Annotated in this window: 12 protein-coding genes; 8 read left to right on the top strand and 4 right to left on the bottom strand. The window is 56.0% G+C overall.

Annotation, left to right across the window (positions count from 1 at the left end):
• Nucleotides 1–12: 12 nt before the first annotated feature.
• The 4 genes from VHE12_00965 to VHE12_00950 all read left to right on the top strand — a co-directional run bounded on the left by VHE12_00965 (nt 13) and on the right by VHE12_00950 (nt 4,972).
• Nucleotides 13–636: a hypothetical protein gene (locus tag VHE12_00965; GenBank protein HVZ79350.1), complete on the top strand. Its 624-nt coding sequence runs from the start codon at nt 13–15 to the stop codon at nt 634–636.
• Between the two features lie 113 nt (nt 637–749).
• On the top strand, nt 750–1,241 hold the full coding sequence (locus tag VHE12_00960) for a hypothetical protein (GenBank protein HVZ79349.1): 492 nt from the start codon (nt 750–752) through the stop codon (nt 1,239–1,241).
• A gap of 93 nt (nt 1,242–1,334) precedes the next feature.
• Nucleotides 1,335–3,779 carry a glycosyl transferase gene (locus tag VHE12_00955; protein ID HVZ79348.1) on the top strand — a complete coding sequence of 815 codons (2,445 nt, stop codon included), beginning with the start codon at nt 1,335–1,337 and terminating at the stop codon, nt 3,777–3,779.
• Nucleotides 3,780–4,084: 305 nt separating this feature from the next.
• Nucleotides 4,085–4,972: an ATP-dependent Clp protease proteolytic subunit gene (locus VHE12_00950; protein HVZ79347.1), complete on the top strand. Its 888-nt coding sequence runs from the start codon at nt 4,085–4,087 to the stop codon at nt 4,970–4,972.
• A gap of 339 nt (nt 4,973–5,311) precedes the next feature.
• Here the strand turns inward: VHE12_00950 and VHE12_00945 are convergent, their stop codons facing one another.
• Nucleotides 5,312–7,156, bottom strand: a complete 1,845-nt coding sequence (locus tag VHE12_00945) for a tetratricopeptide repeat protein (GenBank protein ID HVZ79346.1) — start codon at nt 7,154–7,156, stop codon at nt 5,312–5,314.
• A 382-nt stretch (nt 7,157–7,538) separates the two neighbouring features.
• Between VHE12_00945 and dinB the strand changes: the two genes are divergently transcribed.
• The gene (gene dinB, locus VHE12_00940; GenBank protein HVZ79345.1) at nt 7,539–8,801 is read left to right on the top strand and encodes a DNA polymerase IV; all 1,263 of its coding nucleotides are present in this window, start codon (nt 7,539–7,541) and stop codon (nt 8,799–8,801) included.
• A gap of 228 nt (nt 8,802–9,029) precedes the next feature.
• On the opposite strand, the gene VHE12_00935 is transcribed toward dinB, so the two are convergent.
• The 3 genes from VHE12_00935 to VHE12_00925 form a co-directional block, all read right to left on the bottom strand.
• Nucleotides 9,030–9,716, bottom strand: coding sequence for an SRPBCC family protein (locus tag VHE12_00935; protein ID HVZ79344.1), 687 nt, complete (start codon nt 9,714–9,716; stop codon nt 9,030–9,032).
• Between the two features lie 94 nt (nt 9,717–9,810).
• Complete coding sequence (locus VHE12_00930) at nt 9,811–11,220, bottom strand: hypothetical protein (protein HVZ79343.1); 1,410 nt, start codon at nt 11,218–11,220, stop codon at nt 9,811–9,813.
• Nucleotides 11,221–11,301: 81 nt separating this feature from the next.
• Nucleotides 11,302–11,982: a YceI family protein gene (locus VHE12_00925; protein ID HVZ79342.1), complete on the bottom strand. Its 681-nt coding sequence runs from the start codon at nt 11,980–11,982 to the stop codon at nt 11,302–11,304.
• Nucleotides 11,983–12,317: 335 nt separating this feature from the next.
• Between VHE12_00925 and VHE12_00920 the strand changes: the two genes are divergently transcribed.
• The 3 genes from VHE12_00920 to VHE12_00910 all read left to right on the top strand — a co-directional run bounded on the left by VHE12_00920 (nt 12,318) and on the right by VHE12_00910 (nt 14,079).
• Nucleotides 12,318–12,647: a hypothetical protein gene (locus tag VHE12_00920; protein ID HVZ79341.1), complete on the top strand. Its 330-nt coding sequence runs from the start codon at nt 12,318–12,320 to the stop codon at nt 12,645–12,647.
• Nucleotides 12,648–12,689: 42 nt separating this feature from the next.
• Nucleotides 12,690–13,358: a hypothetical protein gene (locus VHE12_00915; GenBank protein ID HVZ79340.1), complete on the top strand. Its 669-nt coding sequence runs from the start codon at nt 12,690–12,692 to the stop codon at nt 13,356–13,358.
• Nucleotides 13,359–13,473: 115 nt separating this feature from the next.
• Entirely contained in the window at nt 13,474–14,079 is a 606-nt protein-coding gene (locus VHE12_00910) for a hypothetical protein (protein HVZ79339.1), read from the top strand.
• Nucleotides 14,080–14,163 lie beyond the last annotated feature (84 nt).

Raw genomic sequence — 14,163 nt, 5'->3', positions numbered from 1 at the left:
CGGGAACACGGAATGGGAATAGGCGGCGTTGTCCTTCTTTCCCTGATCGTGCTGACGATCCTCTATATCCTCGGCACGGAAAGGCCCTTCGGCCGCCCCGGCGCGCCCACGAACCCCTTCGAGGGAATGCCGAAACCCCAGGTCCGCCTGATGCCCGCGCCCGAGGACATGGTGGAGCGCCTGACGCCGCCATGGCTCCGGGACCTTTCGCCGAAGCTCCAGGCCGAGGGCTATCAGTTCATCGGGAACCTCTCCTATGCTTCCATGACCTTCTTTTGGGCCCATACCCTGATCTCGCCCGACCGCCGGTCGGTGGTGCTCTTCACCAACTGGGTGGAGGGAAAGGAAGGGGGCAAGGTGGTCATCCCGAACCTGGAGATCTATTCCTTCACCGGCAACGACTTCCTGGTGACCGCCTGCGCCCAGGACGGCGCGGCGAAACTGCTGACCGGCGCCAACCGCCCCCGGGAGGACCAGATGTCGCTCCACCTCAAGGCGGTCTTCGCCGAGAGCGCGGTGCGGCCCATCCTGAAGGAGCACCAGGAACGGCTCGTCCATTGGGAGGCCATGCGGAACCAAGTGCGGGAGTTGAACCGGGAAAACACGATCCCCAGCCTCGAAAAGATCTTCACTTAAAGACCGGTTGGACCGTTAAAACCGGATAGCGGCTCAAGATTCCCCCACGTGACCGTTAGGTAAACCGCTTGTGGTATCTTTTGCGCAGGACATTTCCTTGAAGGGAAATCGACGTGAGCTCCAAAACCGGGTGGCTTGAAAAATACAAGGACGGCCGGGTCATCTCCATGGTGGAGGTGAAATACCACCGTGTGAAGCTCAAGAAGACCGCCCGCCGCAAGAAGGGCCAGGCGCCCCCGGCCCGTAACCACCGCGACGAGAGCCTTTACTACGTGCTCGATAAGAAGGTCTCCTACGGCGAACTGAGCCTGACGGCGAGCAGCGTCTTCACCCAGAACGAGATCATCGAGCTGGAACTTTTCGTGGCCCGGCACCAGGCCAAGCTCCGGGTCTTGGCCCGGGCCCGGGATACCCAGACCTTCATGGAACTCAGGCGGCCCATGTTCCGGGCCCAGGTCCATTTCGCCGCCGTCAACAAGCACGACTTCGAGAACGTGAAGGCCCTGGAGGAGCAGCGCCTCCGGGAAGAGGCCGCCGCGCCCGTCTTCAACCCCGCCTCCAAACCCGTCCCGAATTCGATGAAGCTGACCTTCAAGAAGTCCTAAGAAGCCTTCTTTTGTCCCCCAATTTGGTGTAGTTTCACCCCCGGCCAACCGTTAAAATTCCACGTCCGATCCCACAAAAACAGGAGCCTTGCCTTGTCCAACCCTTACGGCCACTTCGACGATCCGGCCCGCGAATACGTCATCACCCGGCCCGACACGCCGCTGCCCTGGCTCAATTACATCGGCCAGGACGAGTTCTTCGGCCTCTGCACCAACACCGCCGGGGGCTACAGCTTCTGGAAGGACGCCAAGCTCCGCCGCCTGACCCGCTACCGCTACAACAATGTGCCCATGGACCTGGGCGGCCGCTACCTTTACGTGAACGACAACGGCACGGTCTGGAACCCGGGCTGGAAGCCGACCAAGACGGCGCTGGACCGCTACGAATGCCGCCATGGGCTGGGCTATACCAAGATCCTCGGGGCCAAGGACGGGGTCGAGGTCGAGATGCTGTTCTTCGTGCCGCCGGGCGAGAACCTGGAAATTTGGAAGACCACCGTCAAGAACACCGGCAACAAGTCGAAGGACCTGAAGCTCTTCTCCTTCATTGAGTTCTGCCTCTTCGAGGCCCAGAACGACATGACCAACTACCAGCGTACCTATTCCATCGGCGAGGTCGAGGTGGAAGGGTCGGCTATCTACCACAAGACCGAATACCGGGAACGCCGCAGCCATTACGCCCTCTTCGCCTGCACCCGGGACATCGCCGGGTTCGACACCTCCCGCGACGCTTTCGTGGGCGTCCACAACGGCCTGCATGAGGCCGCCGTGCCTTTCGCCGGACAGTCCAAGAAGACCGTGGCCCATGGCTGGAACCCCATCGGGTCCCACCAGGTGCACCTGAAATTGGCGCCGGGCGCGAGCGAGACCTATTCCTACATCCTGGCCTACGTGGACCAGGGCGACCTGCCGAAGTTCGACAAGCCCTTTGTGATGAACAAGACCAAGGGCCGGGAGATCCTGGCGAAGTACCAGAAGCCCGGGGCCGTGGACGCGGCCTTCGAGAGCGTGAAAAAGATGTGGGACGGCCTGCTTTCCAAGTTCCAAGTGGACTGCCCGGACCCGCACGCCCGCCGCATGCTCAACACCTGGAACCAATACCAGTGCATGGCCACCTTCAACCTGTCCCGTTCCGCCAGTCTTTTCGAGACGGGCATTGGCCGCGGCATGGGTTTCCGCGATTCCAACCAGGACCTGTTGGGCTTTGTGCACCTCATTCCCGAACGGGCCAAGCAACGCATCCTGGATATCGCCGCCACCCAGCTTTCCGACGGCACCTGTTATCACCAGTACCAGCCGCTCACCAAGAAGGGCAACGCCGAGATCGGCGGGGACTTCTACGACGACCACTTGTGGCTCATCCTCTCCACCTGCGCCTACATCAAGGAGACGGGGGATACCTCCATCCTGGAAGCTCCCGTGGGCTACGCCGACAAGCCGGGGTCGAAAGAGAACCTGCTCCACCACCTGGAGACCAGCATCGCCTATACCCTGAAGAACCGCGGCGACCGGGGCTTGCCCTTGATCGGCCACGCGGACTGGAACGACTGCCTGAACTTGAACTGCTTCTCCACCGAGCCCAACGAGTCTTTCCAGACGGCGGGCGACGTGAAGGGGTCCAAAGCCGAATCCGTCATGATCGCGGGACTTTTCCTCTACGCTTCCCGGGAAATGAACTCGCTCTATAAGTTCATGAAGAAAGAGGCGGATGCCGACCGGATGCAGAAGGCTTACGACGATATGTTGAAAGTGGTCGAGGAAAAGGCCTGGGACGGCGAATGGTACACCCGCGCTTATGACGCCAAGGGGAATCCGGTGGGGTCCAAGGCCAACGAAGAAGGGAAGATCTTCATCGAAAGCCAGGGCTGGTGCGTTCTGGGCGGGGCGGGGAAGGACAATGGCCGGGCCCGCCAGGCCTTGGAAAGCGTCCACAAGCTCCTCTACACGTCCAACGGCATCATCCTGCAACAGCCGGCCTACAGCACCTACCACCTGGAATTGGGCGAAGTGACCAGCTATCCCCCGGGCTACAAGGAGAACGCCGGCATCTTCTGCCACAACAACACCTGGATCAACCTGGGTTGGTGCATGTTGGGCGAGGGCGACCGGGCGCTGGAGTATTACCTTTCCATCTGTCCTTCGGCGAAGGAAAGCCAGATCGAGACCTACCGCAGTGAGCCTTACGTCTACGCCCAGATGATCGCGGGCCGCGACGCGGCTACCCCGGGCGAAGCCAAGAACTCCTGGCTGACCGGGACCGCCGCCTGGACCTTTCTCACCGTTTCACAAGGACTCTTAGGCGTGAAGCCGGAATTCAACGGCCTACAGATCGACCCCTGTATCCCGAAGGGCTGGAAAGACTTCAAGGTCACCCGTCATTACCGTGGGGTGGAATACCAGGTCCACGTGACCAACCCGAAGGGCATCAGCAAGGGCGTGAAGAGCCTGAAAGTGGATGGCCAGAAGGTGGAGGGGAACATTATTCCACCGGCCACGGGGAAGAAAACGGTGAAGGTGGAAGTAACGCTGGGAGAATAAACCTTTTCTCTTTTTGTTTTTAGCCATAAGTGCCCAATTTTCTTCCGAAAATATCTATCGGTAGTTAAATGCTTGACCGTTCATGCAACTATGACTATAAACGTCCCTGGAGTTTAGAGGGTCTCAATTAATTATGGGCAAAAACGAAAAGCCGTTGACTCCAACCAAAGAAGAAATAAGCCGCTTTATGGCCCATATGGGTCGTAAGGGAGGACTTAAGGGCGGAATTGCACGAGCACAATCCTTATCGTCAGCAGATCGTATAGCGATAGCAAAAAAAGCCGCTAAGACAAGATGGGGTAAAAATGTATAAAGATTTTAAAGACAGCCCTTTTAATAAATTAATAAGCGAAGTCAATCAAGCTCCTGAAATTCGTCAGGGAGTGATAAGGGAAATAGAAAAACATTTGAAGGGTCAGGTCGTAACCTTTTTCACTTCTTTCAGCAAACCGGATGTCATGATTACCGATGGTGACGCCGAAATGCTGGAAAGTGTTCTTTCTGCCGAAACAAAAGATAAAAAGCTTTATTTAATTTTGAACTCCCCCGGTGGCGATATTTTAGCTGCAGAAAGAATTGTCAACCTTTGCCGGTCTTACTTCCCGGATGGATTTGAAGTAATTGTTCCGCATATGGCAAAGTCGGCTGGAACCATCATTTGTTTCGGGGCAGATGCAATTCATATGAGCCAGACTTCCGAGCTTGGACCGACCGACCCACAATTTTTATATGTTGATGACAAAGGGAAACAACAAGCGAGTTCTGCGCAAGACTACATAGTTTCCTATGAGACTCTCTTTAATGAAGCGCGTTCTGGTCAATACCCGGCCATTCAACCATACATGCAACAACTTGATAAATATGATGCGCGGTTAGTTCAAGAGATGAAAGTGGCTCAACTACTATCGAGGGACGTTGCTGTAAGACTTTTGCAAAAGTCTATGATGAAGGGTAAGAAGGATGATGAAATCATCAAGGCGATAGAAATATTTTTGACACAAGAAAAGTCTTTATCGCACGGACGAATGATTACTAGAGAAGATGTGAGGGCCACAGGTTTAAATGTTTTGGACATAAATATCAGGACAAAAGAGTGGGATTGTTTATGGGAATTGTATGTAAGATCGAATTGGGTGACTGGAAATCAATGCGGGAAGTTAATAGAGTCTAGTAAGACTAGTGTGAGGGGCTAAAAAGTATGAGTAACGTAAAACAGACAGAAACAATTCACGATATTTTCCCCGCCGAAAGTAAGTCGTATAAAAAAATTATGGCTGATATAGAACCTTATCTTTCGGGGTCTGATACTAAATTACTGCCAGCTCCGTCTCATTGGGAAGTTGTTGCCCCGAGCAATATTCAGAATTTCACCAAAAAAGAAAAAAAATAACTTTAAACAATCTATTGGTGCTCTTTTCATTGGTATACCAACGCATACCAATGAGCCGCCTCATCGCCCATATCGACATGAACTCCTTTTTCGTGTCCTGTGAGCGCCTGCTCGACCCACGCCTAAGAGGCCCTTGGATTCTTCAGCGGGACCCAACAACCGCCTTATAGTCGGTCTTGAACGTCTCGTTTCTCGGATCCAAAGAAATGGCTTTTTGGTACGCCACAATGGCATCCTCTTTCTTTCCGCTCTTCCATAAGAGTGCTCCTAATTGGTCGTAGGCCTCGCCAAAACAGGCACTTTGCTTGATCGCCAAATGGGTCTCCGTTAAAGCCGCTTCATCCATTCCAAATTTCAGGTAATTCGAGCCGCTTTCATAATGAGCCCATGGATCATCGGTTTTTATAGAAACGGCTATTTTCTGCTGCTCCTTAGACAGGTTTTCCTTTTTCATGGCGGAATAGACGATGGCTAAATGGCAATGGGCCCAAACATCCAACGGATCGGCCGTAGCGGCTGTCATGAACGCTTTCTCCGCGTCTTCGTATTTCCCTTCTTCCAAAAGAATTCTGCCCATTCCGTCGTAGGCATTAGGTGCGCCAGGGTCCAGTTGTATCGCGTGCTCCAAAAGAGGCATCGCCTCATTCCAGCGCCCCGCCTTTCGATATGCATCGCCCAGACTGATATAGGCGATGGTCGACCGCCGTTGTTGGGTTCTCATGACGTTTTCCCACAAAGAGATCGAATCTTTCCAGGTAGTGACCTGTCGATATGCCAACAGGCCTAGTAAGACCCAGAAGAAGGCGATCACCGATATGTAAACGCTTCTTTTCGAAGCCGCTCTTAAAACCAGCCATGACGAGAACAGCAGAAAGGGCCCTATGCTCGGAAGATAGAAATATCGATCGGCCGCGGCCTGGCTTCCGACCTGCAATAAACCTATGGCCGGTGCCAAGGTGATCAGGTAATAGGAAAAGGAAACGGCCAGGTACGGCCGCTTCTTTCGCTGTAAGAAAATGAGCGCTATCAGAAAGACCGTCAAGATCATCGAAAAGACGTTCCCGGCCGAATAGGTATCTTTGAGAAGGAGTGGATACAAAATGCCAAGATTCGACGGGATGAATGATCTCTCTAAATAGAGGACGACCGAGTGAGATGCGTTCATGAACCGAAAATCAAGGGGAACGGTGTTGAGACCCGCTATAGCCTTCGCCTCTGAACGGGCATAGAGGGATAGCATTCCGAAGATGATCGTGGCCACAAAGAAAGGGACCTTCTCAAGCACCACGTCCCGAACCCGCGTCTTCCAACGGTGGAAGGGCCAGGTATCAATGAGCAATAAAATGATTGGGAGACTTATAGCCATCGATTTTGAAGCCATCGCGACCAGGAAAAACACGAACGAAGCGGCGTAATACGCGATCCTTCTTTTTCCTCCCGATACGAAAACCAAATAGCAATGCAGGCTCAGCAAGAAGAAAAGACCGCACAAAAGATCGACGCGATCGGTGACCCATGCGACGGGCTCGACGTGAAGTGGATGGATACCGAACAAAAGTGCGGTCAAGAAAGCCGCGTATTTTCGAGGCTGGTTTTGGGCTTCCCCCGCGGGAAGGATCCGCATGAGCAGCCTGGACACCAGAAAAAACACTACGACCGTATTGGCAAGATGGATGAACAGGCTGTCCATATGAAATATCCACGGATGGAGTCCTCCGATCCGATAATCAAGAGCGAATGTCAACCACGTCAAAGGCGTCCAGTTACCCTGGTAAAAAGTCGTGAACATCCATTTCATGGACTCAAGATCGAAGCTCCGGATATTCAGATTGTGTTCGACGAAAACGGGATCGTCCCAATTGACGAACCCATTCCAAAGAGACGGGGCAAGGGGCAACGCCGTCAAAAGAGTCAGCGCGGAGATAATCATTGAGTTTTCGGTAAATAGTTTTTTCAAAGGGAATGGATCCGTTTTTTCCCAGGGCATTTCTTTTCTGTTGGAAAGGGCGACCCTGGAAACTCAAAACAAAGGCCTGCGCGGCTAATAATGGTTAAATAAGGGATCATACGTGTATCTTACAGCATCGGTTTTGTCGTTGAGCTTTATAGCATCGGCAGCGGCACGTGAAATTATCGCCAGGGAAAAAGCCGGGAATGAATATAAATAAATAATCCCGCATCGGGAAATCTATGTTCAGACCTGGCCTAAATAGAAAAGCTTCCAACCCTATCCCTTTCGGGAACGCGGCGATGGACGCCAAGATTCGGGTCGGAAGCACTTCCGCAACAAAGCAAACAAAATAACCATTTAAAAGTCAAAAAAGGAATACGCTTGTATTCTTCTTATTTGCTGACCTAAAGTAAGTCTAATGAGCCACCTTATTGCCCATATCGACATGAACTCCTTTTTCGTGTCCTGCGAGCGTCTGCTCGACCCCTCCCTGAACGGGAAACCCGTGGTCGTGGGCGGCCGCAAGGGCGAACGCGGGGTCGTGGCCTCTGCCTCCTACGAAGCCCGTAAATACGGCATCAAATCCGGTATGCCGATCATGACCGCCGAAAAACTCTGCCCCAAAGCCCTCTTTGTCCCCGGCCACCACAAGCTCTATTCCAAATATTCCCGCAAGGTCTATGTCCTGCTTCGCCGGATCGCGCCCTTGGTCGAATACGCCTCCATCGACGAGTTCTACCTGGATTTCACCGGCTGCGAAGCCCTTTATGGCAACGATCCCTGGGTCATGGCCCGCAAGGTGCGGGACTCGGTCTTTGAGCGCACGAAACTTTCCTGTTCGGTCGCCATCGCCTCCAATAAATACGTGGCCAAGATCGCGGGAAAGACCGTCAAACCCGACCCGGCCTTCCTGGGCCAGAAGGTCACCGAGAACACCGGGGTCGTGGTGGTGCCTGAAGGGCAGGAACAGGCTTTCCTGGCGCCGCTCCCCATCGAACGGCTCCACGGGGCGGGGGAGAAGACCCAGCCGCGCTTGAAGGAAATGCGGATCTTCAAGATCGGGGACATCGTGTCCATCCCCTTGCCGAAGCTCCAAAAATCCTTCGGACAGTCGGCGGGGGAGTGGCTCTATGGGGCGGCCCGGGGCTTGGGCAGCGCCGAAGTTCATCCTTACCACGCGGCCAAGAGCGTGGGCCATGAGACCACCTTCGAGAAGGACACCGCCGACCTCCAGCAGATCCACCAGACCCTAGCTTGGTTATCGGAGAAGGGTTGTTACCGCCTGCGGCGGATCGGCAAGAAGGCCCGGACGATCACCTTGAAGCTCCGCTACGACGATTTCCAGACCATCACCCGGGCCCATAGCATCAACCCCACCCATGATGACGCGACCGTCATGCGGACTGCCTATGAGTTGTTCAAGGATTCCCATACCCGAAAGCGCAAGATCAGGCTTCTCGGGGTCTCGCTCTCGAGGTTCGAGGCGGTCGAGGAAGGGGAGGACTGGCTGTTCCCGGAAATGGGATCCGAGAAGAAGGACAAGCTTTTCAAGAGCGTGGACGCCATCAAGCGGAAGTATGGGTTCCATAAGCTGGAGAAGGCCTCGTCGTTGGACCCGCGTGAGGAATCCCACGATAAAAAGAGCGAAATGTCGGCCTTCCAGAAGCCGAAGATCCAGTAGACAGATCGGGGAAGCGGCTTATTTAAACTGAGGTTGCTTCGTCATGAGCGACCGCCTATGCGGCGGTCATTCCTCGCAATGACAGGCAGACCTATACTGGGGAAGAGGCTTATTAGAACTGAGCCCCTCGATCTTACTCGGGGTGAAGTTGCCCCGATCCCTGCCTTGAGCTAGCGAAGCGAATCGAAGGGCTCGCGATGACAGAAACGTCTATATCGGGGAAAAGATCTATTTATTCAGCTGATTCGGCAGTTGGTTCGAGAGTTGGTTCGCCTTGGGGTTCTCGGCCACCATGTCCTTCGAGCTTTTTTTTTGATCCAAGGCCGCCTGTTGGATGCCCATCTCCCGCCGGACCGACTCCAGCAGGTCCTTCACATTGCCCTGGATGGAATCGCTGACCAGGAAGCCGGGGCCGTCGAAATGCCCCTGGGCGTCGAGGGTGTAGATGACCTCCAGCCCCTGGCCCGAATCCGCCTTCTTGATGGTCCAGGAACCCTGGTAATAGTCGAAATCCTTGTGGCTGGTGTCCTGGAAGACGATGGACTTCTCGGGTTGCTCATGGACCGAGAGCAGGAGATGGATGCGTTGGGTGAAGAAGAGGAAGCCGCCCTCGCCTTCCTGGTCCAGGACCAGGTCGTGCTCGTCCTGGCTCTCGACCTTGCTGACCTTCATGCTGTTGACGAAATGGGGGATGCTGGCGTAATCGGTGAGGACGTGCCAGGCGGTGGAACGGTCGGCGTCGGTGAAGAAGGAGCCTTCGACCTTGAAGTGCCCCGATTCGCTATAGAAGGACAGCGCGACCGGCTGTTGATCGGCAGCGAGGCCTGTGCCGCAGGAGAGGGCGGCACAGGCTGCCACCATCGCGGCCCCAAAAAGGAGCGAGCGAAGGGTCTCAAAAAAGTGGTTCTTCTGCATGGGGTCTCTCCTTACCCTGAAGAGGGGTCCCGTCCGGGGCCCCTCTTCAGGGCCCCCGGGCGATCCCGGGGACCCATTCTACCTTACGGCTCGATCAGAACGAGAACTGGAACATCATGCGGCCGACGGGCACAAACCCGGCCCGGATGTTCGGGGCCCGGTAGGTGGTCCCGGTCGCCGATCCCGGCATTTCCGCCACCACATAGTTCCCATCGGTGTCCTGCGATTCCACTGTGTCGAACATGAACATGGTCTCGGCCACCAGCTTGGTCTGCTCGTTCATGTGCCAGGTGATGGAGGGCAGGGTGACCTCGTAGATCGGGTTGCTGTTCACGAAGATCGACCGGTAGGTCGTGCCGTCGTTGGCGGTCCCGCGCAGGTTGTCGTCGGGGACGACCACCACGAAACGGCCCGCGATCTCCCAGGGGTTGTCCCCCACCGAGGCGATCAGCTCGCCGCCCCCGATGTTCAGGGCGTATTTGGAGCCGGGTACGGCGTTCACGCCGTTGATCTTCCCCGGGGTGGTATTGGGGATGGTGAAGCTGGGGACGGTCATGTCGTAGTGGCCCAACATGGCCTGGCCGCTCAGGGTGAAGGTCGTGTCACCCATCGGGGTGCGAACCTGGAAGTCCAGGCCGGCCTGGCCATAGAAGGCCGTCACCGGGTTCTGGCCCGCCACCGAGAGGTAGGGGTTGAACTTCGAGGAGGTCAGCACGTTCCCGTAATAGCTGTTGTCGTTGAAGGTGGCCAAGCCGCCCCCGATCTGCCCGAAGAGGTTGCTGTGCCCGGCGTTGCTGTCCGCGGCCGCGAAACCCTCCAAGTGGACCGCCCATTGGAGCTTGTCCGGCTTGGCGAAACCGGTCTGCTGGGGCTTGAAGAAGTCGTCCTGGATGCCGTCCGAGAAACCGACGCGGGCGAACATGGGGATGGGGAAGTTGACCAGTTCAGGCAGGTAACGTTGCGGCAGGTTCGGCGCGCCTTGCACCATTCCCGCGGCCCCGTCCAGGTTGCCCAAGCGGCCCCAAAGGGCCACGCCGGTGTCGTATCCCTCGTTGAAGAAGAGGTTGAAGTGCGGCGACTTCTCGGTGAAGAGCTGGCTGCCCTCGTAAGTGGCGCTTTCCAGGTTGGCCGCGTCCTTGAACTGCCCCACCTTCACATAGATCATGTCCGGGATGATCGGAACATCCACGTTGGCATCCAACAGGTTGAAGGATCCGTTGGTCCCGTTGGCGATGTCCTCGCCGCCGAAGGAAGCCTCGAAGTTCCACTTGAACCCCTTGAAGGTCCCGTTCGAGTAGAGGCGGTCCTCCGCGTTCCAGAGGTAGATGCGGTAGTGGTTGCGGATGGCGTCGTCCGTCACCAATTCCATCTCGCCCAGTTCCTGGATCCGGCCGCCGATGGAGAAGTCCAGGTCATCGTTCTTGAAGATCTCGGCCGCCTTTCCCCGGGCCGCGAAGCCCAGCAGTAACAGGACCGCCAGAAGCCATTTCTGTAGATTTTTCATCTTACTGCCTCCTTAGAATTTCGGGCCTCGGCCCGTTGAGCTTCACTTGAGAAACACCCGGTCACCCGGAATCTCGAGTTCTTATTTCGCCGTTGCGAATTTCACGTCGTAGTGGATGGTGATGTCGTCCGTGCACTTGATCGAGGTCACCAGGAGCGAGATCGAAGGCGGCATGACCTTGTAGTCGGACATCTTGAGGGGCTGGTCGCCCTTGAGCTCCACGACCCCGTCCTTGACGGTCACTTCGGGCGTCAGGGTGATGGGGACGGTCGCTCCCGCGATGGTCAATTGGCCCTTGGCGGTCAGGGTCTTGCCCTTGAGGGAGGCCTTGTCCAGGACGAACTTGATCTCGGGGTTCTTGTCGGCCAAGAGGGCCTTATGGGCGTTGTCGTCCAGGCCCGATTCGCGGGATTTCAGGTCCGCCACCGGTACCACCAGGGACATGGCCCCGACCTTGCCTTTTTCCAGGGCTTCCTTCGGATCGGCGGCCGTGATCTCGGCCGAACCCTTCAGGCTGTTGGCGTTCATCTGGTATTTGTGGAGGGTGGAATCCCCTTCCAGGTAGAGATAGCTCCCGGCCTGGAGGTTCAGGACCGAACCTTTTTTGGTCGTGATATCGGCGGGGGCCACTTTCAAGGCCGCCTTCTGGTACCAGTGGGTCTGGTTCTGCATCAATTGATTCCCGCCGTCGGCCAGGGTGGTCAGGGGAACCGCCACCGACAGGGCCGCAACGGTGATCCCAGCCAGAATCGAATTTTTCATGTCACTCTCCTTGGAAGGTTGTTACCATCCCTTAAGGCAATCGCGGTGCCAAAGGGCCCACCCGTAAAAACAAGGCTTTTTCCCTTCTGGGGCGGTCCCGATATTTTCGAAAGGGCCAATTAGGGTCCCGGCGCCATAGCGGCGATTCCAGGGCCCAAGGGCGGATCAAGGTCTTGTGGGCCTTGATGTGGGACTTTTTAAAGGGTTTTCGTTTTTGCGGGCATGACCTGCGTCACACTGGAAAAGGAAATCGTCTTTTTCCGGATCCCTTATGTGACCTGGATCATCCAGGAGGCGGTCCGGAACGGGAAATCCGGGGGAAGGAGAGGGCGCCGATGATCTTCGCGTTCTTCAAGCGGGTGCCTTGGGGAAAATTCCTCCTTCTCTGGGCCCTGGCTTTGGTGATGGGATCGGCCCTTCTCTGGCTCCATTTCGGGTTCACTCAAAAGTTCCCCGGGCCTTTCGCGGTCCTGGTCTGCGGGTCCGCCTTGGGGATCCTCTGGGGGACCACCCGTCCCCGTTGGGAAAAGGCCCATTGCGCTTGGTGCGCGGACCGGGTGCAGGCCCACTCCAAGCGTTACGATCCGGAACGCAAAGGATGGGTCACCCTTTACCCTTGCCCCAAATGCGGGCATGTGACGGAGAAGTTCAGGAAAGATGCCTAGAGGGGCGGGTCCGGGTTATATATATGGGGAAAGAAGGGGGAAATGGCGAAAGTGAAAGAAACTGAACCGCAATCGGCGATCGAACAAAAGCCTTCCTTCGCCCGCTTCATCCTTTGGGAAAGCGTGGGGATCGTCGGGTTCCTGCATATCCTCTTTTACGCGCCGCCCAACGACCCGACCCCCCTCCTGTTCCTGGGGAACGCCCTGGTCTTCGCGGCGGCCTATCCGGTCCTCTACTATTACAAACAACTGAACCTGCCGCTCTTCCTCAAGTTCCTCCTTTCCCCCCTGGAGCAAGCCTTGCGGGTCATCCTGATGGCCAATGGCTTCCTTTGGATCGTTTACCTGCTTTATGCCTCCTCCTGCAACCTCACTTACGCTCAAGGGGCCCTGTCGGTGGCCATCCCCTGTTTCCAGGTGATCAAGGGCAATTGGATGTTCATGGCCCCCTTTTATGTGATGGACTACTTTTTCTTCTTCGAGCACCTTTGGGGCTTGAGCCGGGTCAATTTCACCTTTTGGGCCTCGGTAGGCATGATCTCCGACTCGGTCTCCGGCGTGGTGGGCGGTTTGTTGTTGGGCCGGACCCTGATCAGCAAGTGGGGCCAGTTCTTCGGTGGCCCGGATGTCCAGGGCATCCTTTGGATGGATTTCATCCTGATCGGCGTGGCCGCGGTCGTGTGGTTCGGGAACAAAACAAGAAAAGGCTGAGGCGGGGCCGCGAATTTACGCAAATATTCGCAAATTAAATCCGAATTCTTTAAAGACTGCAGCATCCTGTTTTTAATGCGCGCTCATACGCGCCAATTCGCGGCTAGGGGTTTTGATGGGCAAAGGTTCCGACCGTTCCTTGATCCGGCTGATCGTTTGGGAAGGACTGGCTTTCGCAGGCTTCCTGCAGATCCATTTCCATCCCTTCGCCAATGAGATCTGGGACCTGAACTTCCGTTACAACGCGCTCTTCTTCCTGGTAGCCTATCCCTTCCTTTACGTCTATCGCTGGAAGCTGGACGATGGTTGCCTGCGCCTGGCCCTCTGGCCCTTCGGGTTCCTCTTTGGCTGGCTCCTTTGCGTTTCTTCTTATCTATGGATCGCTTACCTGTTGTTGCTCTTGAGGAGCCACTTCTTCTACAGCATGATCGATCACCCCGGAAGCCTCGGGTTCCTCTTCATCTTCCTTTATTTCCCCATCCTCCAGCCCCTTTTGGGCGTGGGCCAGCGTTACACCTCCGTCCTGACGGTCCTCAAGAGCCTTCTCTGGGCGGGGGTCGGGGGCGTCCTGGGTTATTCCCTCGGGTTCTGGGTCGATTCCCGATTCGGCCATTCCTTGTCCCAAGAGGGTCTTAGGTTCCTGGTCTGGTTGGGGTTGATCCTGTTCGGGGCCGCCCTGGGCGCCGTCCTGGGGCAGAGGGCTTCCTCGGACAAAAAGTGACCTATCTCATAGTGATCCCGTGGGCCCGGGCTTAATTTTTAAGAGGGCCCAACGGCCCCCTTGGAAAAAACGATAGGACGGAAG

The organism is bacterium, assembly GCA_035549195.1.
Taxonomy (GTDB): Bacteria; Oederibacteriota; Muellerivitia; order Muellerivitales; family Muellerivitaceae; genus DASZRK01.
Note: the sequence above shows the minus strand (reverse complement) of the source record. Positions and strands in the feature narration are given on the sequence as shown.

Excerpts from the sequence above, each read along its gene's own strand:
- VHE12_00935 (HVZ79344.1), bottom strand. The coding sequence starts at position 9,716 with ATGCAGAAGAACCACTTTTTTGAGACCCTTCGCTCGCTCCTTTTTGGG.
- VHE12_00950 (HVZ79347.1), top strand. The coding sequence starts at position 4,085 with ATGTATAAAGATTTTAAAGACAGCCCTTTTAATAAATTAATAAGCGAA.
- VHE12_00920 (HVZ79341.1), top strand. The coding sequence starts at position 12,318 with ATGATCTTCGCGTTCTTCAAGCGGGTGCCTTGGGGAAAATTCCTCCTT.
- VHE12_00915 (HVZ79340.1), top strand. The coding sequence starts at position 12,690 with ATGGCGAAAGTGAAAGAAACTGAACCGCAATCGGCGATCGAACAAAAG.
- VHE12_00925 (HVZ79342.1), bottom strand. The coding sequence starts at position 11,982 with ATGAAAAATTCGATTCTGGCTGGGATCACCGTTGCGGCCCTGTCGGTG.
- VHE12_00930 (HVZ79343.1), bottom strand. The coding sequence starts at position 11,220 with ATGAAAAATCTACAGAAATGGCTTCTGGCGGTCCTGTTACTGCTGGGC.
- VHE12_00965 (HVZ79350.1), top strand. The coding sequence starts at position 13 with ATGGGAATAGGCGGCGTTGTCCTTCTTTCCCTGATCGTGCTGACGATC.
- dinB (HVZ79345.1), top strand. The coding sequence starts at position 7,539 with ATGAGCCACCTTATTGCCCATATCGACATGAACTCCTTTTTCGTGTCC.
- VHE12_00910 (HVZ79339.1), top strand. The coding sequence starts at position 13,474 with ATGGGCAAAGGTTCCGACCGTTCCTTGATCCGGCTGATCGTTTGGGAA.
- VHE12_00945 (HVZ79346.1), bottom strand. The coding sequence starts at position 7,156 with ATGCCCTGGGAAAAAACGGATCCATTCCCTTTGAAAAAACTATTTACC.